Source organism: Pseudomonas entomophila (assembly GCF_013523125.1).
Taxonomy (GTDB): domain Bacteria; phylum Pseudomonadota; class Gammaproteobacteria; order Pseudomonadales; family Pseudomonadaceae; genus Aquipseudomonas; species Aquipseudomonas entomophila_B.
On record NZ_JAAMQJ010000031.1, the window covers coordinates 1 to 20520 of the forward strand.

At 63.2% G+C, this 20520-nt stretch carries 15 protein-coding genes, 1 tRNA gene and 1 pseudogene; 6 read left to right on the forward strand and 11 right to left on the reverse strand.

All coding sequences use genetic code 11. The annotated features are described in order from the left end of the window. On the forward strand, nt 1-285 hold a 285-nt coding region (locus G7007_RS22010), incomplete at its 5' end, for a hypothetical protein (protein WP_219859121.1). 316 nt (nt 286-601) lie between these two features. Here G7007_RS22010 and G7007_RS15510 read toward each other — a convergent pair. After that, nucleotides 602-1063, reverse strand: a complete 462-nt coding sequence (locus G7007_RS15510) for an Lrp/AsnC family transcriptional regulator (RefSeq protein ID WP_181103037.1) — start codon at nt 1061-1063, stop codon at nt 602-604. A gap of 174 nt (nt 1064-1237) precedes the next feature. Here G7007_RS15510 and G7007_RS15515 point away from each other — a divergent pair. Together G7007_RS15515 and G7007_RS15520 are read left to right on the forward strand one after the other, a co-directional pair. Then, nucleotides 1238-1822: pseudogene (locus G7007_RS15515) on the forward strand (Fic family protein); the annotation flags it as partial. A gap of 621 nt (nt 1823-2443) precedes the next feature. After that, nucleotides 2444-2695 (forward strand): helix-turn-helix transcriptional regulator, encoded by a 252-nt coding sequence (locus G7007_RS15520; RefSeq protein WP_181103039.1) that lies wholly within the window; start codon nt 2444-2446, stop codon nt 2693-2695. 232 nt (nt 2696-2927) lie between these two features. Here the strand turns inward: G7007_RS15520 and G7007_RS15525 are convergent. The 5 genes from G7007_RS15525 to rpsU form a co-directional block, all read right to left on the reverse strand. Beyond that, a tRNA-Ile gene (locus G7007_RS15525) sits at nt 2928-3004 on the reverse strand. A 14-nt stretch (nt 3005-3018) separates the two neighbouring features. After that, on the reverse strand, nt 3019-6762 hold the full coding sequence (locus G7007_RS15530) for a bifunctional diguanylate cyclase/phosphodiesterase (RefSeq protein ID WP_181103041.1): 3744 nt from the start codon (nt 6760-6762) through the stop codon (nt 3019-3021). Between the two features lie 176 nt (nt 6763-6938). After that, entirely contained in the window at nt 6939-8789 is a 1851-nt protein-coding gene (gene rpoD / locus G7007_RS15535; protein ID WP_181103042.1) for an RNA polymerase sigma factor RpoD, read from the reverse strand. A 67-nt stretch (nt 8790-8856) separates the two neighbouring features. Then, a complete protein-coding gene (gene dnaG / locus G7007_RS15540) occupies nt 8857-10839 on the reverse strand; it encodes a DNA primase (RefSeq protein ID WP_181103043.1) in 1983 nt (660 codons plus the stop codon). A 280-nt stretch (nt 10840-11119) separates the two neighbouring features. Next, nucleotides 11120-11335 (reverse strand): 30S ribosomal protein S21, encoded by a 216-nt coding sequence (gene rpsU / locus G7007_RS15545; protein ID WP_002551877.1) that lies wholly within the window; start codon nt 11333-11335, stop codon nt 11120-11122. 203 nt (nt 11336-11538) lie between these two features. On the opposite strand from rpsU, the gene tsaD reads away from it, so the two are divergent. Then, nucleotides 11539-12564 carry a tRNA (adenosine(37)-N6)-threonylcarbamoyltransferase complex transferase subunit TsaD gene (tsaD, locus tag G7007_RS15550; protein ID WP_181103044.1) on the forward strand — a complete coding sequence of 342 codons (1026 nt, stop codon included), beginning with the start codon at nt 11539-11541 and terminating at the stop codon, nt 12562-12564. Nucleotides 12565-12585: 21 nt separating this feature from the next. On the opposite strand, the gene plsY is transcribed toward tsaD, so the two are convergent. Further along, a complete protein-coding gene (plsY, locus tag G7007_RS15555; RefSeq protein WP_181103045.1) occupies nt 12586-13155 on the reverse strand; it encodes a glycerol-3-phosphate 1-O-acyltransferase PlsY in 570 nt (189 codons plus the stop codon). Between the two features lie 74 nt (nt 13156-13229). On the opposite strand from plsY, the gene folB reads away from it, so the two are divergent. Continuing rightward, nucleotides 13230-13586: a dihydroneopterin aldolase gene (gene folB / locus G7007_RS15560; RefSeq protein ID WP_181103046.1), complete on the forward strand. Its 357-nt coding sequence runs from the start codon at nt 13230-13232 to the stop codon at nt 13584-13586. Continuing rightward, entirely contained in the window at nt 13577-14098 is a 522-nt protein-coding gene (gene folK, locus G7007_RS15565) for a 2-amino-4-hydroxy-6-hydroxymethyldihydropteridine diphosphokinase (RefSeq protein WP_181103047.1), read from the forward strand. Before folB ends, folK begins: the two co-directional genes overlap by 10 nt. A gap of 18 nt (nt 14099-14116) precedes the next feature. Here the strand turns inward: folK and G7007_RS15570 are convergent, their stop codons facing one another. From G7007_RS15570 to G7007_RS15585, 4 genes are all read right to left on the reverse strand, one after another. Then, the gene (locus G7007_RS15570) at nt 14117-15301 is read right to left on the reverse strand and encodes a multifunctional CCA addition/repair protein (RefSeq protein WP_181103049.1); all 1185 of its coding nucleotides are present in this window, start codon (nt 15299-15301) and stop codon (nt 14117-14119) included. A gap of 54 nt (nt 15302-15355) precedes the next feature. Beyond that, complete coding sequence (locus tag G7007_RS15575) at nt 15356-16915, reverse strand: SpoVR family protein (RefSeq protein WP_181103050.1); 1560 nt, start codon at nt 16913-16915, stop codon at nt 15356-15358. Then, complete coding sequence (locus G7007_RS15580; RefSeq protein ID WP_181103052.1) at nt 16912-18186, reverse strand: YeaH/YhbH family protein; 1275 nt, start codon at nt 18184-18186, stop codon at nt 16912-16914. Before G7007_RS15580 ends, G7007_RS15575 begins: the two co-directional genes overlap by 4 nt. 192 nt (nt 18187-18378) lie before the next feature. Next, nucleotides 18379-20301 carry a PrkA family serine protein kinase gene (locus G7007_RS15585; protein ID WP_181103054.1) on the reverse strand — a complete coding sequence of 641 codons (1923 nt, stop codon included), beginning with the start codon at nt 20299-20301 and terminating at the stop codon, nt 18379-18381. Between the last annotated feature and the right edge of the window lie 219 nt (nt 20302-20520).

A 20520-nucleotide genomic window follows, 5' to 3' on the forward strand; every position in this document is an offset into this window, starting at 1 on the left:
CCCTCACCAAACTGCTCCAGCAGTTCTTTGGGGATTTTGGGCAGGTCACGCAAGGGTTTCTTTTTGGTTGGCATACATGCACCTCTTACTCATGTTATGCCCGAACACAAAATTTCTGACACCCTCTTCCGCTGTGGTACAGGCGATCACTTATCCCCTGAAACGGTCCCTGTACCGCAATCGGATTCCCCGTTTTTTGCTCTTCATATGGGTTCTCAGCGTTTCAACACAGCCTGTGTGGGAGATCCTATGGTTTTTGCCACCCGCGACGCAGGCGGCGCCTGACAGGGCCCTATCGCTGGCAAGCCAGCTCCCACCCAGACCTCTGCAGCCGTCGGTGTAGGCATGGCTGCGCAAGCAGCTTGTGGGAGCGGGCTTGCCCGCGATAGCGTCCTTTCCATCACCGCCTGCATCACAGGCAAGCCCACTCTGATCAATGGATTGTATCGGTCCTTCAGGCCAGCAATGAGGTTCACATTGCACGGCCCTTGCCGGACGCCGGACCTGCCGCACGTGAGCCACAGGGCCCGCGCATCCAGCACCACCAGCCGATCAGGTACACCCTGGCGAGCGCAGTCGAGCGCTCCGCCACCCGACAGCTTCACACCGGCTCCCCCCGATCCACCTTGTGACTCAGGATGATCGACGTGGTCGTCCGCTCCACCCCCTCGACCATGCCGATTTGGTCCAGCAGCTCATCCAGCGCCTCGGGCGAATCGCTGCGCAGCCACGCCACATAGTCATATTCCCCACTGACCGCACACAGCTGCCGCACCTGCCCCATGGCGCTCAGGCGGCGCACCACCTCCTTGCCCGACCGCGGCCTGACACTGATCCCGACGTAAGCCTGCAAGCCCCCCTCGCTCATGCGCCGACCAAGCCTCACCCCATACCCCGTGATGACCCTGGCCCGTTCCAGCCGTGTCAGGCGCGCGTCCACCGTGGTCCGAGCGATGCCGAGCTGACGGGCGAGGTTGGCGACGGTCTCGCGGGCGTCGAGTTGAAGGAGATCGATCAGCTTGCGGTCGATGTTGTCCAGAGGGATAGCGTGCAGGTCGGACATGGGAAGGCTCGATGGGGAAGGCAATACCGTACGGCGTACCGGTTCAGATCGGCAAGTGTCTGGGCGTGTGTTGCCTGAAGCGACTCGACCGTGAGCCGATTAGCGCGGCTATTCGGCTCACCGGATGAGCCGAATACAATGACTGGCTTGTTCCGTCGCGTGAGAACACGTCATGCCTGGTTAGAGCGCAGCCAGGGTGATGCAAGCCTCGATCCGGTCTTGCGTGCAGGTATCGCGCACTTCTGGTTCGTGACCCTCCATCCTTTCGATGACGGCAACGGCCGCCTGACACGTGCCATCACCGACAGAGCGCTTGCCCAAGGCGAAGGACGGAGCATTCGTTTCTATGCCATGTCGGCAAGCATTCTGGAGGACCGTGCCGGTTATTACCGCGTGCTCGAAGCCAGCCAGAAAGGCGGCCTCGACATTACCGCCTGGCTGCAGTGGTTCGTGAACACACTGCTGAACGGTCTGGAGCAGGCGCTGGGTCGTATCGAAAGGGTGTTGACGAAAGCCCGGTTCTGGCACGTGTACCGTGGGCAGATGCTTTCAGCGGAGCAGATCAAGGTCCTCAACCGTCTGCTCGATGGCGGAGAACGGGGCTTCGAGGAAGGCCTCAACGCGGCGCAGTATTAGGCGGTGGCGAAGGTCTCGAAAGCGACGGCGACACGGCATCTGAGCGATCTGGTGCAGAAGGGGTGTCTGGTGAAGCTGCCGGGGGGAGGGCGTAGTACGCGGTACAGGGTGGCGCAGGTGTAAAAACAAGAGAATGTGCGCGCTGGGCGTGCGCCGAGAGCGCCCATGCGATGAGTGCGGTATCGACATCAGGCTGGACATCGACAACGGATAGACCGAGCGAGCGATCTTCCCCGAAATTGCCTCTCGTGTTTGGCCTCTTTCCTACAGCGATCCACAATCTTCGGACCTATCCCACATCCACTGTCTCCAAGGTCTGGCTGCCAGGACAGGCGCTCATCGCTAAAGTCTTCCCGCCGCCGCAACTTCGGCGATCGGGCGTGAGGCCCCGCCGATTCTGTTGGGAGGCATGCTGTCATGGCAGCTGTGCGCGGGCAGGCATTGCCTGGCTGGAGTCAGCCTCCTGTATCGCCGGTTCTTACCCCGCGTACGGCTGCCGCCCGTTGCGTGAGATTAGGACAAACAGTGACTTAGGCTGGGCTGATTGCCATCTAGCTTGCTGCTGAAATGATCGAGGTTGTGGTGAGCTGCACAGTCTCGATGACCAAGGTATTCATGGCGTTTGTGCAAGCGCGGACAGGCCATCGTGCCAGAAGCTGGGATCGTTGGAGATAGCAGGCACTTTGGATGTTTCGAAAGTCACGCATACTGTACATTTCCATTCAAATGTCACGTATGAAGAACATGGATTACGAATTGATCGCTACTCGTCTCGGTACCCAGATTCGGCAACGTCGAGTCAACCGTGGACTGACGCAAGCCAGGCTCGCTGCCTTGGCCCGCGTCACGCGGCAGAAAATCATTGCTATCGAAAAAGGTGATCTTTCCGTGGGTATGGCAGCCTACGCACGTGCGTTAGGGGCCTTGGGTTGTGAGTTCACTGTCATACCTGCCGTCCTGCCTACTCTCGATGAGATCCATGGCATTTTTGATTGAGGGAGACTGTGTTTCAAGTGATGGCGCCGTACGATGAGAACGGGAAAGGTGTGCCAGAACGGTCGGAGGGATGCTTCTCAGGCGTGAGTGCACACAGTGTACGAACCGATAGGTTGTCTGCTGTTACACCACTTTTCCTGACTGATCGATGGCAGCGAATCGTCAGGCAATGTCACGTTGAGTTCGTACCCCTCCAGAAGCACGAAAGCCGCGCAGTGCGCGGCTTTGAAGATGGTGGGCCCACACGGACTCGAACCGTGGACCAAAGGATTATGAGTCCTCTGCTCTAACCGACTGAGCTATAGGCCCCAGTGGTCGGCCGATTATAACGGCGGTTGCGGGTAGGTGCCATCCGAAAGATCGGAAAATGCTATGCGTAGAAACGTCTGGGCGAACTCGTCCGCCCGCATGGGCAGCCCGACGATGTACCCCTGGATCTGCTCGCACCCTTCGTCCGCCAGGAATTGCTGCTGGGCCGGGTTCTCCACGCCCTCGGCGATGATGGTCAGCTGCATGCTCCTGCCCAGGGCGATGATGGCCCGGGCGATGGCGGCGTCGTGCGGGTCGTCCGGCAGGCCGCGGATGAACGACTGGTCGATCTTGAGGATGTCCAGCGGCAGGCGCTTGAGATAGCTGAGCGAGGAGTAGCCGGTGCCGAAGTCGTCGATGGCCAGCTGCACGCCCAAGTCCTTGAGCTGGTACAGGATCGCCAGGGCTTCCTCGGCCTGGCTCATGATGAAGTTCTCGGTGATTTCCAGCTGCAGGTCGCCTGCATTCAGCTGATAGCGCTCGAGCAGGTGCTCGATGCGTGCGGCCAGTTGGGTCTGGCGCAATTGCGCGCCGGCCAGGTTGATCGAGAGCGGGCCGAAAGGCTGGTAGTGCTGTTTCCAGGCATGCATCTGCTGGCAGGCCTGCTCCAGCACCCAGTCGCCCAGTTGCAGGATGCTGCCGTTCTCCTCGGCCAGGCCGATGAAGTGTTCGGGCGACACCTCGCCGAAGGTCGGGTGGGTCCAGCGGATCAAGGCTTCGGCGCCGACCAGTGTCTGGGTCTTGAGACTGAGCTTGGGCTGGAAGCGCAGGCTCAGTTCGCCGCGCTCGATGGCGCGGCGCAGTTCGTGTTCCAGGGCGATGCGTTCGCTGGCCTGCACGGTGAGGTCGCGCGTGTAGGCTTCGACACGGTTGCGGCCCTTGGCCTTGGAGCGGTACATGGCGGCGTCGGCATTGCGGATCAGGGTGGCGACATCGGTGCCGTCCTGGGGGTACAGGCTGATGCCGATGCTGGCGCTGGTGAAGAACTCGTGCTCGCCGGCCTGGAACGGTGCGTGGAAGCAGGTCAGCAGCTTGTCGGCGATGGCACTGGCGTCGCTCGGTTTGTGCAGGCCGGGCAACAGGATGATGAACTCGTCGCCGCCCAGCCGTGCCACGGTATCGACGTCGCGCACCTGCTCCTTGAGGCGATGGGCGATGCCCTTGAGCAGCAGGTCGCCGACCGGGTGGCCGAGGCTGTCGTTGATGTGCTTGAAGCGGTCCAGGTCGAGGAACAGCACGGCGCCCTGGCGGTTGGAGGTCTGTTCGCTGGCGAGGGTGGCATGCAGGCGTTTCTCGAACAGGGCGCGGTTGGGCAGACCGGTCAGCGAGTCGTGGTGCGCCTGGTGGTCGAGCTTGGCCTGGGCGTGCTTGATGCTGGAGATGTCGGCGAACACTGCCACGAAGTGGGTCAGCTTGCGCTCCGTGGTGCGCACGGCGCTGATGGTCAGCCAGCCGGGGTAGATTTCACCGTTCTTGCGCTTGTTGTAGATCTCGCCCTGCCAGTGGCCTTCGGCGTTGAGCTGGTGCCACATGGCGGCGTAGAAGGCGCTGTCGTGCTGGCCGGAGGCGAACAGCCTGGGGGTCTGGCCGAGGGCTTCCAGCTCGCCGTAACCGGTGATCTCGCTGAAGGCGCGGTTGACCGCCGTGATGCGCTGTTCGGTGTCGGTGATCAGCACACCTTCGGCGGTGTTCTCGAAAACGGTAGCGGCCAGGTGCAGCTTTTCCTGCATCAGGTGCCGTTCGGTGACGTCGCGGGCGATGCTCAGGATGCAGTCCACGCCGCCGATGGGCAGAGGGCGTGCAGACAGCTCGCACAGGCGGACCTCGCCGTCCTTGCGCCGGATCAGGGCCGTGAAGTCACGAACGAAACCGTCGCGGGCGAGCCGTTCGATCATGCGCAGGCGGTCTTCGGGGTTTACCCACAGGTCGATGTCCACCGAGGTCTCTTCACGGGCCGGGTCGATGCGGTGGCCGGTCAGTCGATAGAAGCCGTCGTTGACTTCCATCAGCAGGCCATCGCTCTGCCGGGTCAGCAGCAGCCCGTCGAGCGAGGCATGGAACGCCTTGGCGAATTTCTCCTCGGAGGTCTGCAACTGCTGCTGTGTGCGCTTCAGCTCGGTGATGTCGCGCACCGTCACCACCGAGGCCAGCATGTTGTCGAGCTGGAAGTTCTCGGCCGAGGTCAGGCCAGTGAACAGCTCGCCGTCGCTGCGCCGGAAGGTCATTTCCAGGTTGCGGATACCGCCGGCCTGCAGGCGGGCGAGCAGGGCGGGGGCAGTGTCGTCGGTGCCCCACAGGTTGAGTTCGGTGGGGGTACGGCCGACGACCTGCTCGGCCTTGAAGCCGATCTGTTCCTCGAATGCCTTGTTGACCTCCAGCAGCGCGCCGTCACTGTGCCGGGCAATGACCAGGATGTCCGGGCACTGGGCAAAGACCGATGAAAACTTCTGCTCCGACAGGCGCAGGGCGGTCTCGGTCCGTTTGGCTTCACTGATGTCGATCAGCAGCCCTTGCATCAAGGGGCGGTCGCCACGCTCGATCAGGTCGATCACCGTGTGCACCCATAGACACTGGCCGTCGGCCCGCACGAGCCGACAGTCGAAGTTGAAGTCACGACCGGCAGCGATTTTCCGGTAACAGAACGCGTGGACCCAAGGGGCGTCGTCGGGATGCATGATGGCGTGCCAGAAGCCCGGCCTAAGCCACTCGTTGAGCGGGTAGCCCAGCAAGCCCTCGGCATGGGGCGAGACGTAGCCGAACGTGAAATGCTCGGCATCGGCCTCCCAGGCGATGGCGGACAGGCCCTCGACCAGCCCGCGGTAATGGTGCTCGCTACGGCGCAGCTCCTTTTCGAGGGCAATGCGCCGTGCGTTCTCCGAGGTGAGCTTGCGGTTGGTGCGGATGACCGTCAGCAACATGATCAGCAACAGCACGATGCCGGGCAGCCCATAGACCAGCGAGTCGTGCCAGAGCGTGCGCTGGTCCACCACATTGCCCACCCAGCGCTGTTGCAGGGCGGCGACTTCCGCCGGATCGAGGTCGGCGATCGCCTTGTCGAGGATGCTGGCCAGCACCTCGTGGCCACGCGGCACGGCCATCGCCAGCTGATAACGCAAGGGCGTCTCGCCACTGACGTGCAGCCCGTTGAGTTTCAACTGGCGCAGGCTCCAGATGCTGGAAGCAAGGTCGCTGACCACGGCATCGACCTCGCCGGTGGCCAGGGCTTGCAGGGCGGAGCCGACATTGGGCATGGGGGCCAGGGTGATGGCCAGGCCACTGTCGTGCAGCAGCTCATACGGGGCTCGGCTGGCCAGCACACCCACACGCAGCCCTTGCAGGTCGTCGATGTGGCGCGGCTGCGGGCCACCGTCGCGCGCCAGGATCACGATGGGGAAGTCCAGGTACGGGCGTGTGAAGGTCAGAATCCGCTGGCGCTGCACCGTTGGCATGATGCTGGGCAGCGCGTCCACCTGCTGGGTGCGCGCCTGCTCGATGACCTGCGGCCAATCACTGGCCTGCACGGGCTCCAAGCGAATGCCCAACCGTTTTTCGATCAGTTTTACATAGTCGGCAGCCAATCCCTGGTAACGACCGTCCTGGCCACGGTACTCGAAAGGCGGCCAAGCGCTGTCAACGCCCAGGCGCACGCGCGGATGCGCCTTGAGCCAGGCGTGTTCTTCATCTGTCAGGGCAAGGGCGCCGGCGGTTGCGCTCCATACCAGCAGGAGCGGCAACAGAAGGGCCGGCAAAAAGGGCATTCTGGGGTCTCGATCAATTGAACTGTTTCGAGTGTAGACGTGCATCGTTCTGCCAGAGTGACAGAAACGCCAACTGGAGAGGGTTTTTCGCACGATGGGTGTCGTGATCGTCAAAGGGCGCCCATAAAAAAGCCCACTACCAAGAGTGGGCTCTTCAAGGTGCCTCGTGGCGCCAGTTACTCGTCGAGGAACGAGCGCAGGTGCTCGCTGCGCGTCGGGTGACGCAGCTTGCGCAGGGCCTTGGCTTCGATCTGACGGATCCGCTCGCGGGTCACGTCGAACTGCTTGCCGACCTCTTCCAGCGTGTGGTCGGTGTTCATGTCGATGCCGAAGCGCATGCGCAGGACCTTGGCTTCACGCGCGGTCAGGCCCGACAGCACGTCGCGGGTCGCTTCCTTGAGGCTCTCGACCGTGGCCACGTCGATCGGGGACTGCATGGTGGAGTCCTCGATGAAGTCGCCCAGGTGGGAGTCTTCATCGTCACCGATCGGCGTCTCCATGGAGATGGGCTCCTTGGCGATTTTCAAGACCTTGCGGATCTTGTCCTCGGGCATCTCCATGCGCTCACCCAGCTCTTCCGGGGTCGGTTCACGACCCATCTCCTGCAGCATCTGCCGGGAGATACGGTTGAGCTTGTTGATCGTCTCGATCATGTGCACCGGAATACGGATGGTGCGGGCCTGGTCGGCGATCGAACGGGTGATCGCCTGACGAATCCACCAGGTCGCATACGTCGAGAACTTGTAGCCACGACGGTATTCGAACTTGTCTACCGCCTTCATCAGGCCGATATTGCCTTCCTGGATCAGGTCGAGGAATTGCAGGCCGCGGTTGGTGTACTTCTTGGCGATGGAGATCACCAGACGCAGGTTGGCCTCGACCATTTCCTTCTTGGCGCGCCGTGCCTTGGCCTCACCGATCGACATGCGACGGTTGATGTCCTTGATCTCGGCGACGGTCAGACCGGTTTCGGTCTCCAGGTCGATCAGCTTCTGCTGGCAGGCGACGATGGCCGCGTCCTTCTCGCCCAGGGCAGCCGCCCACTTGGTGCTGCGACGGGAAAGGTCGCCGCTCCAGGTCTGGTCGACTTCGTTGCCGGGGAACAGGCGCAGGAAGTCGGCACGTGGCATGCGCGCATCACGGACGCACAGCTGCATGATCGCACGCTCCTGGGCACGCAGACGGTCCAGGGCACCGCGAACGCGCTCAACCAGCGCTTCGAACTGCTTGGGCACCAGCTTGATCGGCATGAACAGGTCGGTCAGCGCCAGCAGCGCCTCGACCGATTCCTTGCTCTCGCGCGGGTGCTTCTTCAGGACCTTCTTGGTCAGCTCGAGCTGCTCGGCCACCGCGCCGAAGCGCTGTCGAGCGATTTCCGGGTCGGGACCGCTCTCGGTCTCTTCCTCGTCGTCGCTGCTGTCGCCGCTCTCTTCTTCTTCCTCGTCGTCATCCTTGGCCGTGGCGGCCTTGGCGGCGATCTGAGGCGCTTCCTCGTTCGGCGTGGCGATGTTGTCATCGGGGTCGATGTAACCGCTGAGCACGTCGGACAGGCGGCCACCTTCGGTGGTGACACGCTCGTATTCGCTGAGGATGTGGTCGACGGTGCCCGGGAAGTGAGCGATGGCGCTCATCACTTCGCGGATGCCTTCCTCGATGCGCTTGGCGATTTCGATCTCGCCTTCACGGGTCAGGAGCTCGACGGTACCCATTTCACGCATGTACATGCGCACCGGGTCGGTGGTGCGGCCGATATCGGTTTCAACGGCTGCCAACGCGGCGGCGGCTTCTTCAGCGGCAGCTTCGTCGGTGTCGGCCTCGGCCAACAGAAGGGCGTCCGCATCCGGAGCACTCTCGAATACGTTGATCCCCATGTCGTTGATCATGCGGATGATGTCTTCCACCTGCTCCGGATCTGAAATATCCTCGGGCAGATGGTCGTTGACCTCCGCGTAAGTCAGGTAGCCCTGCTCACGACCGCGGGTGATCAACTCTTTGATACGAGACTGCTGTTGCGCTTTTCCGGACATAACACCCTATCCACTGAAGGTCTTGGCGGGCAAAAAACAAGCCGAGGATTATACCCGAGCATGGACCTCACGCGCCAGATGAGGTCGGGTTTTGTGCAGAGATGTTCCGGCTGAGCAGTTCGCGCAGCTGGTTCTTTTCCTCCGCGCTCAAGTCGCTTTGACGCGCTTTCCTGAGCAGATGTTCCAAGGATCGCTCGCGCTGACGGGCGGACAATCGAGTAATGGTGTCGAAAAACTGTTGTTCAAGGTTGTCGGCGTCGATCAGCCATTCTTTCTCGGCCAATGCCCGCAGCAGCCGGCCCTGTTCGGTGCCGTGCCAGCGGGCGATCAACTGCAGCGAGCGCAGGTCGGGGTTCTTCTGCAAGGCTTCGAGCAGGGCCACCAGCAACTGTGCGTAGAGGTGGTCCTCGGCAGCGAAGTGGCTGGCATCCTCGACCTTCCTGGCCAGTTGCGGATGGTGCAGCAGGCTGCGCAGGGCGGCCAGGGTCGGCGGTTCCACGGGTGCCGGCACACGGGGCGGTGCCTCCTGGCGCTGGCCGTCGCGTTGCCAGGGCTTCTTGCCCTTCTTGTCCCAAGGCTTGCCGTCCCAGGGCTTCTTGCCACCGGCCGAGGGCGTCGCCCAGGCGGGCTGCGCGGCGCCTTGATCGAAGGCATAGGGATCGAACGCGTCCGTGTCGGGCAGGTAGCCGGGCGGTGCGCCATAGTCCAGCCCCGGCTCATGGTTGGGCGGGCTGTCGACGGATGCCCGCTGGGCCATCTCTTCGATCTGCTGCAGGTCCAGGCCGGTGATTTCCTTGAGCCGATTGCGCATCAAGGCGCGCAGGTTGGCGCCCGGCACCTTGTCGATCAACGGCGCGGCCAGCGTCACCATGTGCGCCTTGCCCTCTAGCGAGCGGGGGTCGGCCTCCAGGCTCAGTTGCTCGAAGAAATAATCGGCCAGCGGCTGTGCATGCTGCTGGATACGGGCCCGGAAGGCATCGGTGCCCTCGGCGCGGACCAAAGTGTCCGGGTCCTCGCCCTCCGGTAGGAACAGGAAGCGCGCGCGCCGCCCGTCCTGCAGGCTCGACAGGGTCGACTCCAGCGCACGCCAGGCGGCCTTGCGCCCGGCCTGGTCGCCGTCGAAGCAGAACAGCACGTGCGGCACCACCCGGAACAGGCGCTTGAGGTGCTCCTCGCTGGTGGCCGTGCCCAGGGTCGCCACGGCATTGCGCAGGCCCTGCTGAGCCAGGGCGATGACGTCCATGTAGCCCTCGACCACGATGATCTCGTCGAGGTTGCGGTTGAACTTGCGGGCTTCGTAAAGCCCATACAGTTCCTGGCCCTTGTGGAAGACCGGCGTCTCCGGCGAGTTCAGGTACTTGGGCTTGTCGTCCCCCAGCACCCGGCCGCCAAAGGCGATGACCCGGCCACGCGTATCGCGGATCGGGAACATGACCCGGTCACGGAAGCGGTCGTAGCGCTTGCCGCTGTCGGCGTTCTCGATCAGCAGGCCGGCATCGATCATGGCCTTTTGCTGCAAACTGTCGCTGCCCAGGTGCTTGCCCAGGTTGTCCCAGCCTGGCGGTGCGAAGCCCAGGCCGAAATCCCGGGCGATCTCGCCGGAGAGGCCGCGGCCCTTGAGGTAGTCGACCGCGGACTTGCGCGTCGGGTGGCTGCGCAGGGCTTGGCGATAGAACTCGGCCGCGGCCTCCAGCAGGGGGTAGAGCGGCGAATCCACCGGTTGCCGAGGCTTCTGTCCGCGTCGGCTGTCCTCGCGCGGTACCTCCATGCCCGCTGCGCGGGCCAGTTCCTCGACGGCCTGGGGGAAGTCCAGGTTGTCGTGGTCCATGATGAAGCCGAGCGCATTGCCACCAGCGCCGCAGCCGAAGCAGTAGTAGAACTGCTTGTCGGGGCTGACGGTGAAGGACGGGGTCTTTTCCTTGTGGAACGGGCAGCAGGCCGAATGGTTCTTGCCGGCCTTTTTCAGCTGGATGCGCGAACTCACCACGTCGACGATGTCGGTGCGGTTGAGAAGGTCGTCGATGAAGCTCTGGGGAATCAGCCCGGCCATGGCAGTCTCGTCATCTGGCAACTGCAAGTCTAAGCGCGAATACGCGGTTCGAGGCGAGTGATGCTAAATACATGAGGGGAGGTGTGCTCGCCGGCAGCCACGAAGGCCCGTCAGTGAGGACGTGCACGACTGGTCATGGACCAGCTCTGACGTAGAGTACCGCTTGCCCGCTGGCTTCTGCCGGGGCACCCAAGGCGCATGGCCCAAGGCTTGAATCGACTGCTGCCATCGGCCCGGTGCGTGACCGGGCAGGGCAGAAGCTGTGCGATGAACGTCTGTATCAGTACAGACGAACGGCGCGGCGCTGTTCGCGCTGGACTTTCTTGGCGTGACGCTTGACGGCTGCAGCAGCCTTGCGCTTGCGCTCGGACGTCGGCTTCTCGTAAAACTCGCGGCTACGAACTTCAGCCAGTACACCGGCTTTTTCGCAGGAGCGCTTGAAACGACGCAGAGCTACGTCGAAGGGTTCGTTCTCTTTAACTTTGACGGCTGGCATCCAGGGCTACCTTAATTCATGACCGGGGTGGACGTTACTCCTGAACAAAAGGTGCGCTGGAGAACGTCGGTTTTCAAGGGTTGCGGATGTTAACCCCTGGCGCGCCGGAATGCAAAGCCTCTGATCGAAAACCGCTGGTCGGCACCCGACACGCGGACTATCATGCGCGCCTTCGAATTGAGCCGCCGACAGGCACGGGACCCATGCTAGTACTGGGATTGGAAACATCATGCGACGAAACCGGCGTCGCCTTGTACGACAGCGAGCACGGCCTGCTGGCCGACGCGCTGTTCAGCCAGATCGACCTGCACCGCGTCTATGGCGGCGTGGTGCCCGAGCTGGCCTCGCGTGACCACGTCAAGCGCATGCTGCCGCTGATCCGCGAGGTCCTGCACGACGCAGGGCGCGTACCCACCGACATCGACGCCATCGCCTACACCGCCGGCCCCGGGCTGGTCGGCGCACTGCTGGTCGGCGCCTCGTGCGCCCAGGCGCTGGCCTTCGCCTGGGGCATCCCGGCGCTCGGTGTGCACCATATGGAAGGCCACCTGCTGGCGCCCATGCTCGAGACGCAGCCACCGCAGTTCCCGTTCGTCGCCTTGCTGGTGTCCGGTGGGCACACTCAGCTGGTGCGTGTCGATGGCATCGGCCAGTACGCGTTGCTGGGCGAGAGCCTGGACGATGCGGCGGGCGAGGCCTTCGACAAGACCGCCAAGCTGATGGGTCTCAACTACCCAGGCGGGCCGGAAATCGCGCGCCTGGCCGAGCAGGGCACCCCGGGGCGCTTCGTGTTCCCACGGCCGATGACCGACCGTCCAGGCCTGGCCTTCAGCTTCAGCGGGCTGAAGACCTTCGCCCTCAACACCTGGCAGCACTGCCAGCAGAGTGGCGACGACGGCGAGCAGACGCGCTGCGACGTGGCCCTGGCGTTCCAGCAGGCGGTGGTCGAGACGCTGACGATCAAGTGCAAGCGCGCGCTCAAGCAGACCGGCCTCAAGCGCCTGGTCATCGCCGGCGGCGTGAGCGCCAACAAGGCCCTGCGCGTATCGCTGGAGCAGATGCTGGGCGACCTCAAGGGCGCCGTCTATTACGCGCGCCCGCAGTTCTGCACCGACAATGGCGCGATGATCGCCTATGCCGGTTGCCAGCGCCTGCTGGCCGGGCAGCGTCAGGACCTGGCGATCAGCGTGCAGGCGCGCTGGCCGATGGAACAGCTGCCGGCGCTCTGACGTCGATGCAGCGGGGTTGGGTCAGAAATGTCGCTCGCGGCCCGAACACAGGTCGCGCAGGTTACGGCGGTGACGCCAGACGATCAGTACCGTGAGCACGGTCGCCGGCAGCAGGGCTTCCGGCGCGCGCCAGGCCAGCAGCGGCAGGGCCAGCGGGGTGGCGATCAAGGCGGCCAGCGAGCTGGTACGGGTCAGGTAGAGAGTCAGCGACCAGACCCCCATTGCCAGCAGCGCGGCGGGTGGATAGACCCCCAGCAGCAGGCCGGCCGCCGTGGCCACGCCCTTGCCGCCCTGGAACCGAAAGTACACCGGGTACAGGTGGCCGAGCACCGCGCACAGGCCGATCCAGGCCTGCGCTTGCAGGTCCAGGCCGAGCTGGCGTGCGATCAGTACGGGCGCAAGCCCCTTGCACAGGTCGCCCAGCAGCGTCAGGATCGCCAACTTGCGTCCGGCCAGGCGTAGCATGTTGGTGGCGCCTGCATTGCCGGAGCCGTTGACGCGCGGGTCGGGTCGGCCATTGAGCCGGCTCAGCACAATGGCGAAGGACAGCGAGCCGAGCAGGTAGGCGAGCAGCGCCAATGACCAAAACATGCTTACTATTCCGGGCGAGGACGCCCCGATTCTAACGGCGCCCGTCGCCCTTGTCGTGCTGTGGAGAGAAGTGCTTGGACAGAGTGTTCATCGAAGGCCTGGAAGTCGACACCGTGATCGGCGCCTATGACTGGGAGCGCGACATTCGTCAGTGCCTGCGCCTGGACCTGAGCTTCGCCTGGGACAACCGGCCCGCTGCGGCTGATGACGACCTGAACCTGGCGCTGGACTATGCCAGTGTCTCGACGCGTATCCAGGCGTTCGCCGAGCAGGCCCGCTTCGAACTGGTGGAGACCTTTGCCGAACGGCTGGCGGCGGTCCTGATGGCCGAGTTCGGCATCCCCTGGTTGCGCCTGCGCCTGACCAAGCCTGGCGCGGTGCCGGCTGCACGCGGTGGGGTCGGTGTGGAGATCGAACGCGGATGCCTGTGAGTACCGTCTACCTGGGGCTGGGCAGTAACGTCGAGCGCGAGGCGCACCTGTGCGCGGGCCTCGACGCGTTGGCCGCTATCCTCGACGACCTGCGCTGCTCGCCGGTGTTCGAGAGCCAGGCCGTGGGCATCAAGAGCGGGCCGTTCTACAACCTGGTGGTGACCGGGCAGACCCGCTTGCCGTTGCTGGAGCTGGATCGCCGGCTCAAGTTCATCGAAGCCGACAACGGTCGCTATGCACCGAACCGCCAGGGCCTGCCGCTGGACATCGATGTCTTGATGTTCGACGACCTGAACGGCACCTTCGACGGTCTGGTCCTGCCCCGTGCCGAAATCCTGAAAAACGCCTTCGTCCTGTGGCCATTGTCGCTGATCGCCCCGGATGTAGTGCACCCTGTCGCCGGCAAGCCCTTGGCCGAGCTGTGGGCGCACGCCCGGATCGATCAGGTGCTCAAGCCTGTGCCGTTCGAATGGCGGGGCCAGTCGCTGACGCCTGCCCCGTCCATCGACTGACGTCACCGTCGAAGGTTTTCAGGCCTCGCCGTGCGCCCGTCGGAAGGCTTCCAGCGCCGCCAGTCGCTCGGCCTTCATCGCTTCGCCGAGCGCCAGGCCCGTCAGGCCTCGTTCGACCAGCGGCCTGGCCTGCACGGCGCGCGCTGCGGCGGCGGCGCCACGCAGGTAATCACCTGGCGCGTAGTTCCCTGGTACTGAATCGGCACAGGCCCGCGCCTGGGTCTGGCAGGCGGCGATGAACGCCTCGAAGCGTTGGGGTCGACGATAGACGTCGAAGCGCTGCAGCATCTCCAGCAACGCTGCGGCTGACAGCGTCGGGGCGCGATGGCCCTCTTCCTGGAACCGAGCCACCAGCGCCGCCAGCTCCTGGCATTCTCTGGGCACTTTGAAACGTCGACTGACGGCGTCGATGGTGCTCAGATCGGCCTGCCCCTGGGCATCCGGGTCCGTGCCTGCGACATCATGCAGCAGGCACGCCCAGCGTACCGGCAAGGGCTGCTCGTCGCGTGCCGCCTGTGCCAGCACGGCCAGGGTCCGCTCCCCGCGTCGTGCCACCGGGGCGAACAGCGCGTCCACTTCGGGCATCAGGTGCGCCAATGCCCCGCATTCGCGTAACACCTGGACGAACACCTGGGGTTGGGCCTCCATCAGCGCGCGCTCGATTTCCTTCCAGCTACGCTCGGCGGTCAGGGCCTGCAGCTCGCCCGAGTCGCTGATCTGGCGCATCAAGGCCAGGGTCTCGTCGGCGATGCGAAAGCCCAGGGGCGCGTAACGCGCCGCAAAACGGGCCACGCGCAGCACACGCAGGGGGTCTTCGGCAAAGGCGGGCGAAACGTGGCGCAACCAGCGTCGCTCGAGGTCCTGCCGGCCATGGTAGGGGTCGTGCAGCACGCCCTGCGGGTCTTCGGCCATGGCGTTGATGGTCAGGTCCCGACGCATCAGGTCCTGCTCGAGCGTGACCTCGGGGCTGGCGTGGAACGTGAAGCCGCCGTAGCCACGACCGCTCTTGCGCTCGGTCCTGGCCAGGGCGTACTCCTCGCCCGTGTCAGGGTGAAGAAAGACGGGAAAATCCGCGCCCACCGGGCGATAGCCGAGCGCTTGCATCTGCTCGACGTTGGCGCCGACCACCAGCCAGTCGATATCGCTCACGGGCAGGCCGAGCAAACGGTCGCGTACGGCGCCGCCTACTTTGTAGATGTGCATGTGTCACCTCCAGTGCGGTCCACAGGATACCCTGTCGGCCGCACCGGGGCGCAGTCAGATGTGATGGACGATGCCCGTGGGCGGGCGTAGCTCGCCGCCCTCACGCTCGTTCTGCGGCATGTGGTGGGTCTTGACGACCTTGTCGTCCTGCACGGACTCCAGGTGGATGCCGAAGCCCCACAGGCGATGCAGGTGCTTGAGGACTTCGTCGGTCGACTCGCCCAGCGGCTTGCGGTTGTGCTGCTGGTGACGCAGGGTCAGCGAGCGATCGCCACGCCGGTCGATACTCCAGATCTGCACGTTGGGTTCACGGTTGCCCAGGTTGTACTGCGCCGCCAGGCTCTCACGGATGGTGCGATAACCGTCGTCGTCGTGAATGGCCGGGACCGTCAGGTCGTCGCGCTGATCGTCGTCGAGAATGCTGAACAGCTTCAGGTCGCGAATCACCTTCGGCGACAGGTATTGCAGGATGAAGCTCTCGTCCTTGAAGCTGCTCATGGCGAACTTGACGGTGGCCAGCCAGTCGCTGCCGGCGATGTCCGGGAACCAGCGCCGGTCTTCCTCGGTGGGGTGCTCGCAGATCCGGCGAATGTCGGTGTACATGGCAAAACCCAGCGCATAAGGGTTGATGCCGCTGTAGTAAGGGCTGTCGAAGCCTGGCTGGAACACCACGCTGGTGTGGGATTGCAGGAACTCCATCATGAAGCCGTCGGTCACCAGCCCCTCGTCGTACAGGTCGTTCATCAACGTGTAGTGCCAGAACGTCGCCCAGCCTTCGTTCATCACCTGGGTCTGGCGTTGTGGGTAGAAATACTGGGCAATCTTGCGCACGATGCGCACCACTTCGCGCTGCCAGGGCTCGAGCAGCGGCGCATGCTTCTCGATGAAGTAGAGGATGTTTTCCTGCGGCTCGGCTGGGAAGCGCGCCTCGTCATGCTCGCTGACCTTTTCGGCGCTCCTGGGGATGGTGCGCCAGAGGTCGTTGATCTGCCGTTGCAGGTGTTCTTCACGGTCTTTCTGGCGTCGGCGTTCTTCTTCCGCGGAAATCGGATAGGGGCGCTTGTAGCGGTCGACGCCGTAGTTCATCAGGGCATGGCAGGAGTCGATCAGGTCCTCGACCGCGTCGATGCCGTGGCGCTCTTCGCACTGCGCGATGTACTGCTTGGCGAACACCAGGTAGTCGATGATCGAGCTGGCGTCGGTCCAGGTGCGGAACAGGTAGTTGCCCTTGAAGAAACTGTTGTGGCCATAGCAGGCATGGGCGATGACCAGTGCCTGCATGCACATGGTGTTCTCTTCCATGAGGTAGGCGATGCACGGATCGGAGTTGATCACGATCTCGTAGGCCAGGCCCATCTGCCCGCGGGTGTAGGACTTCTCGGTACTGAGGAACTGCTTGCCGTAGGACCAGTGGTGGTAGCCCAGGGGCATGCCGACGGAAGCATAGGCATCCATCATCTGCTCGGCGGTGATCACCTCGATCTGATTGGGGTAGGTGTCCAGCGCGTAGCGCTCGGCCAGGCGGCTGATTTCACGGTCGTAGGTGCGGATCAGGTCGAAGGTCCACTCGGACCCCGTCGAGATCGGCTGGCGTCGCTGTTCTCTGGCGCTCATGTGGCTAACCTGCGCTGAAAGAGTTCACGGAAGACCGGGTAGATGTCGCCGGCCGAGACCAGTTGCTGCTGAGCGAAACTGTCGGCGAAGGCGTCGGCGATGCGCTCGTATTCGTACCACAGGGCTTGGTGTTCACGGGGGGTGATCTCGACGTACGTGTAGTACTGCACGTGCGGCATGATCTGCTTGGCCAGGATGTCACTGCAGACCGGCGAGTCGTCGTTCCAGTTGTCGCCGTCCGAGGCCTGTGCGGCATAGATGTTCCAGTCGCTGGCCGAGTAGCGGGCACTCATGATCTCCTGCATCAGTTTCAGGGCGCTGGAGACGATGGTGCCGCCGGTTTCCCGCGAGTAGAAGAACTCTTCCTCGTCCACTTCCCGGGCGCTGGTGTGATGGCGGATGAACACCACTTCGATGCGTTCGTAGTTCCGCTTGAGGAACAGGTACAGCAGGATGAAGAAGCGCTTGGCGATGTCCTTGGTGGCCTGGGTCATCGACCCCGAGACATCCATCAGGCAGAACATGACCGCCTTGGAGCTGGGGTTCGGTTGCTTGACCAGCAGGTTGTACTTGAGGTCGAAGGTGTCCAGGAACGGCAGACGGTTGATCCGTACGCTCAATCGTGCGATTTCAGCTTCGATCGCCTGGATGTCGGTGAAGTTGTCGGGCTCCTCGACCTTCAGTCGGGCCAGCTCGGCCTGGGCTTCGCGCAAGGCGGCGCGGCTGCTGCCGGTGAGCGCGATACGTCGGGCATGGGCGGAGCGCAGGGTGCGGACGATGTTGATGCGCGAGGGATTGCCCTCGCTGCTGATGCCCGCGCGCACGGTCTTGAAGGTGTCGATCCCGGTCAGGTGGCGCTTGACCAGGTTGGGCAGCTCGAGGTCCTCGAACATGAACTCGAGGAACTCCTCCTGGGTGATCTGGAACACGAAGTCATCCATGCCCTCGCCACCGTTGCCGGCCTTGCCCTGACCGCTGCCGCCTCCACCTCCCCCTTGCGGGCGTGGGATACGCTCACCCGTCACGAATTCCTTGTTGCCGGGATGCACGACCGTCTGCCGTCCGCCGCGGCCATGATGCAGGACCGGTTCATCGATGTCCCGGCCCGGGATGCTGATCTGTTCGCCGTGCTCCATGTCAGTGATGGAACGACGACTGACCGCCTCTTCGACGGCCTTCTTGATGTGGTCACGGTAGCGCCGCAGGAATCGCTGGCGGTTGACCGTGCTTTTGTTCTTGCCGTTCAGGCGTCGGTCGATTACGTAACTCATGGATCCTCCGGATGCAGCGGCACGGGGGCTGGGGGCTGCAAGCGGTAAGCCGCAAGCTGCAAGGAAAAGCAGGTGTCGCTGTCGCAGATGCCGGCCAAAACAGGCTCAAGATGGCAGCGGCAGGCATGACGCGCTGCGCATGGCGTGCGCCACACTCGCTTGCCGCTTGCCGCTTGCCGCTTGCCGCTTGCGTTACTGCGATTTCCTGACGCGCAGGTACCATTCCGAGAGCAGGCGGACCTGCTTGTCGGTGTAGCCACGCTCCACCATCCGGGTCACGAAGTCGTTGTGCTTCTGTTGATCCTCCTTGCTGGCCTTGGCATTGAAGCTGATGACCGGCAGCAGGTCCTCGGTGTTGGAGAACATCTTCTTCTCGATCACCACGCGCAGCTTCTCGTAACTCAGCCAGGTCGGGTTCTTGCCGTTGTTGTTGGCGCGGGCGCGCAGCACGAAGTTGACGATCTCGTTACGGAAGTCTTTCGGGTTGCTGATGCCGGCCGGTTTCTCGATCTTCTCCAGTTCTTCGTTGAGCGCGATGCGGTTGAGGATCTCGCCGGTTTCCGGGTCGCGGTATTCCTGGTCCTGGATCCAGAAGTCGGCGTACAGCACGTAGCGGTCGAAGATATTCTGGCCGTATTCGCTATAGGACTCGAGGTAGGCGGTCTGGATTTCCTTGCCGATGAACTCGACGTAGCGGGGTGCCAGGTATTCCTTCAGGTAGCGCAGGTAGCGCTCGCGCACTTCGGCCGGGAACTGTTCCTGTTCGATCTGCTGTTCGAGCACATAGAGCAGGTGCACCGGGTTGGCGGCGATCTCGACCGAATCGAAGTTGAATACCTTGGACAGGATCTTGAAGGCGAAGCGGGTGGAAAGCCCGTTCATGCCCTCGTCGACGCCCGCTGAATCACGGTACTCCTGGATCGACTTGGCCTTGGGGTCGGTGTCCTTGAGGTTCTCGCCGTCGTAGACCCGCATCTTCGAGTAGATGTTGGAGTTTTCCGGCTCCTTGAGCCGCGACAGGACAGTGAACTGCGCCAGCATCTTCAGGGTGTCGGGTGCGCAATGGGCCTTGGACAGCGAGCTGTTGACCAGCAGCTTGTCATAGATCTTGATCTCGTCGCTGACCCGCAGGCAGTACGGCACCTTGACGATGTAGATACGGTCGATGAAGGCTTCGTTGTTCTTGTTGTTGCGGAAGCTGTGCCATTCCGATTCGTTGGAGTGGGCCAGCAGGATGCCGGAGTAGGGGATCGCCCCCAGGCCCTCGGTGCTGTTGTAGTTGCCTTCCTGGGTGGCGGTGAGCAGCGGGTGCAGGACCTTGATCGGCGCCTTGAACATCTCGACGAATTCCATCAGGCCCTGGTTGGCCCGGCACAGGGCGCCCGAATAGCTGTAGGCGTCGGCGTCGTTCTGCGGGAATTCCTCGAGCTTGCGGATATCCACCTTGCCCACGAGGGCCGAGATGTCCTGGTTGTTCTCGTCGCCCGGCTCGGTCTTGGCCACGGCGATCTGGTTGAGGATCGAGGGATAGAGCTTGACCACCCGGAACTTGGAGATGTCGCCGCCGAACTCCTGCAGGCGCTTGGTGGCCCACGGTGACATGATGGTGTTGAGGTAGCGGCGGTCGATGCCGTATTCCTCGCTGAGGATGTCGCCGTCTTCTGCCGCGTTGAACAGGCCCAGGGGGGTCTCGAAGACCGGCGAGCCCTTGATCGCGTAGAACGGGATCTTTTCCATCAGCTGCTTGAGTTTTTCAGCCAGCGACGATTTGCCGCCGCCGACCGGGCCGAGCAGGTAGAGGATCTGCTTCTTCTCTTCCAGGCCTTGGGCAGCGTGGCGGAAGTACGACACGATCTGGTCGATGCACTCTTCCATGCCATGGAAGTCGGCAAAGGCCGGGTAGCGACGGATCACCTTGTTGGAGAAGATCCGTGACAGCCTGGAGTTGGTCGAGGTATCGATCAGCTCGGGCTCACCGATCGCCATCAACAGGCGTTCTGACGCCGAAGCGTAGGCACTGCGGTCTTGCTTGCAGAGTTCGAGGTACTCTTGCAAGGACATTTCTTCCTGGCGCGTTGACTCGAAACGTTGTTGGAAGTGGCTAAAGATACTCATGACGTCACCTCGCTCGATACGTGGAGCCGACGCCGGATCATTCAGCGGATGCTGGCATACGAACGACAGAGTCGATCGCTGTTACCCCCCAGAACCTGTAAAACACTGACCAATGACCCGCGCGCCGGTGTACCGGCTCTCCCCTTTCCTGGATGGCCTGCGCTTAAGGATAGTTGGTAATTTCAGAGGTCAAGGCCGCGCGCCGGACAACGTGTCCTG

Bases quoted from the DNA above. Each gene is read 5' to 3' on its own strand.
- G7007_RS15570 (WP_181103049.1), bottom strand. From the start codon at position 15,301: ATGCACATCTACAAAGTAGGCGGCGCCGTACGCGACCGTTTGCTCGGC.
- rpoD (WP_181103042.1), bottom strand. From the start codon at position 8,789: ATGTCCGGAAAAGCGCAACAGCAGTCTCGTATCAAAGAGTTGATCACC.
- tsaD (WP_181103044.1), top strand. From the start codon at position 11,539: ATGCTAGTACTGGGATTGGAAACATCATGCGACGAAACCGGCGTCGCC.
- dnaG (WP_181103043.1), bottom strand. From the start codon at position 10,839: ATGGCCGGGCTGATTCCCCAGAGCTTCATCGACGACCTTCTCAACCGC.
- G7007_RS15520 (WP_181103039.1), top strand. From the start codon at position 2,444: ATGGATTACGAATTGATCGCTACTCGTCTCGGTACCCAGATTCGGCAA.
- G7007_RS15585 (WP_181103054.1), bottom strand. From the start codon at position 20,301: ATGAGTATCTTTAGCCACTTCCAACAACGTTTCGAGTCAACGCGCCAG.
- G7007_RS15530 (WP_181103041.1), bottom strand. From the start codon at position 6,762: ATGCCCTTTTTGCCGGCCCTTCTGTTGCCGCTCCTGCTGGTATGGAGC.
- G7007_RS15510 (WP_181103037.1), bottom strand. From the start codon at position 1,063: ATGTCCGACCTGCACGCTATCCCTCTGGACAACATCGACCGCAAGCTG.
- G7007_RS15575 (WP_181103050.1), bottom strand. From the start codon at position 16,915: ATGAGCGCCAGAGAACAGCGACGCCAGCCGATCTCGACGGGGTCCGAG.
- rpsU (WP_002551877.1), bottom strand. From the start codon at position 11,335: ATGCCAGCCGTCAAAGTTAAAGAGAACGAACCCTTCGACGTAGCTCTG.
- plsY (WP_181103045.1), bottom strand. From the start codon at position 13,155: ATGTTTTGGTCATTGGCGCTGCTCGCCTACCTGCTCGGCTCGCTGTCC.
- folK (WP_181103047.1), top strand. From the start codon at position 13,577: ATGCCTGTGAGTACCGTCTACCTGGGGCTGGGCAGTAACGTCGAGCGC.
- G7007_RS15580 (WP_181103052.1), bottom strand. From the start codon at position 18,186: ATGAGTTACGTAATCGACCGACGCCTGAACGGCAAGAACAAAAGCACG.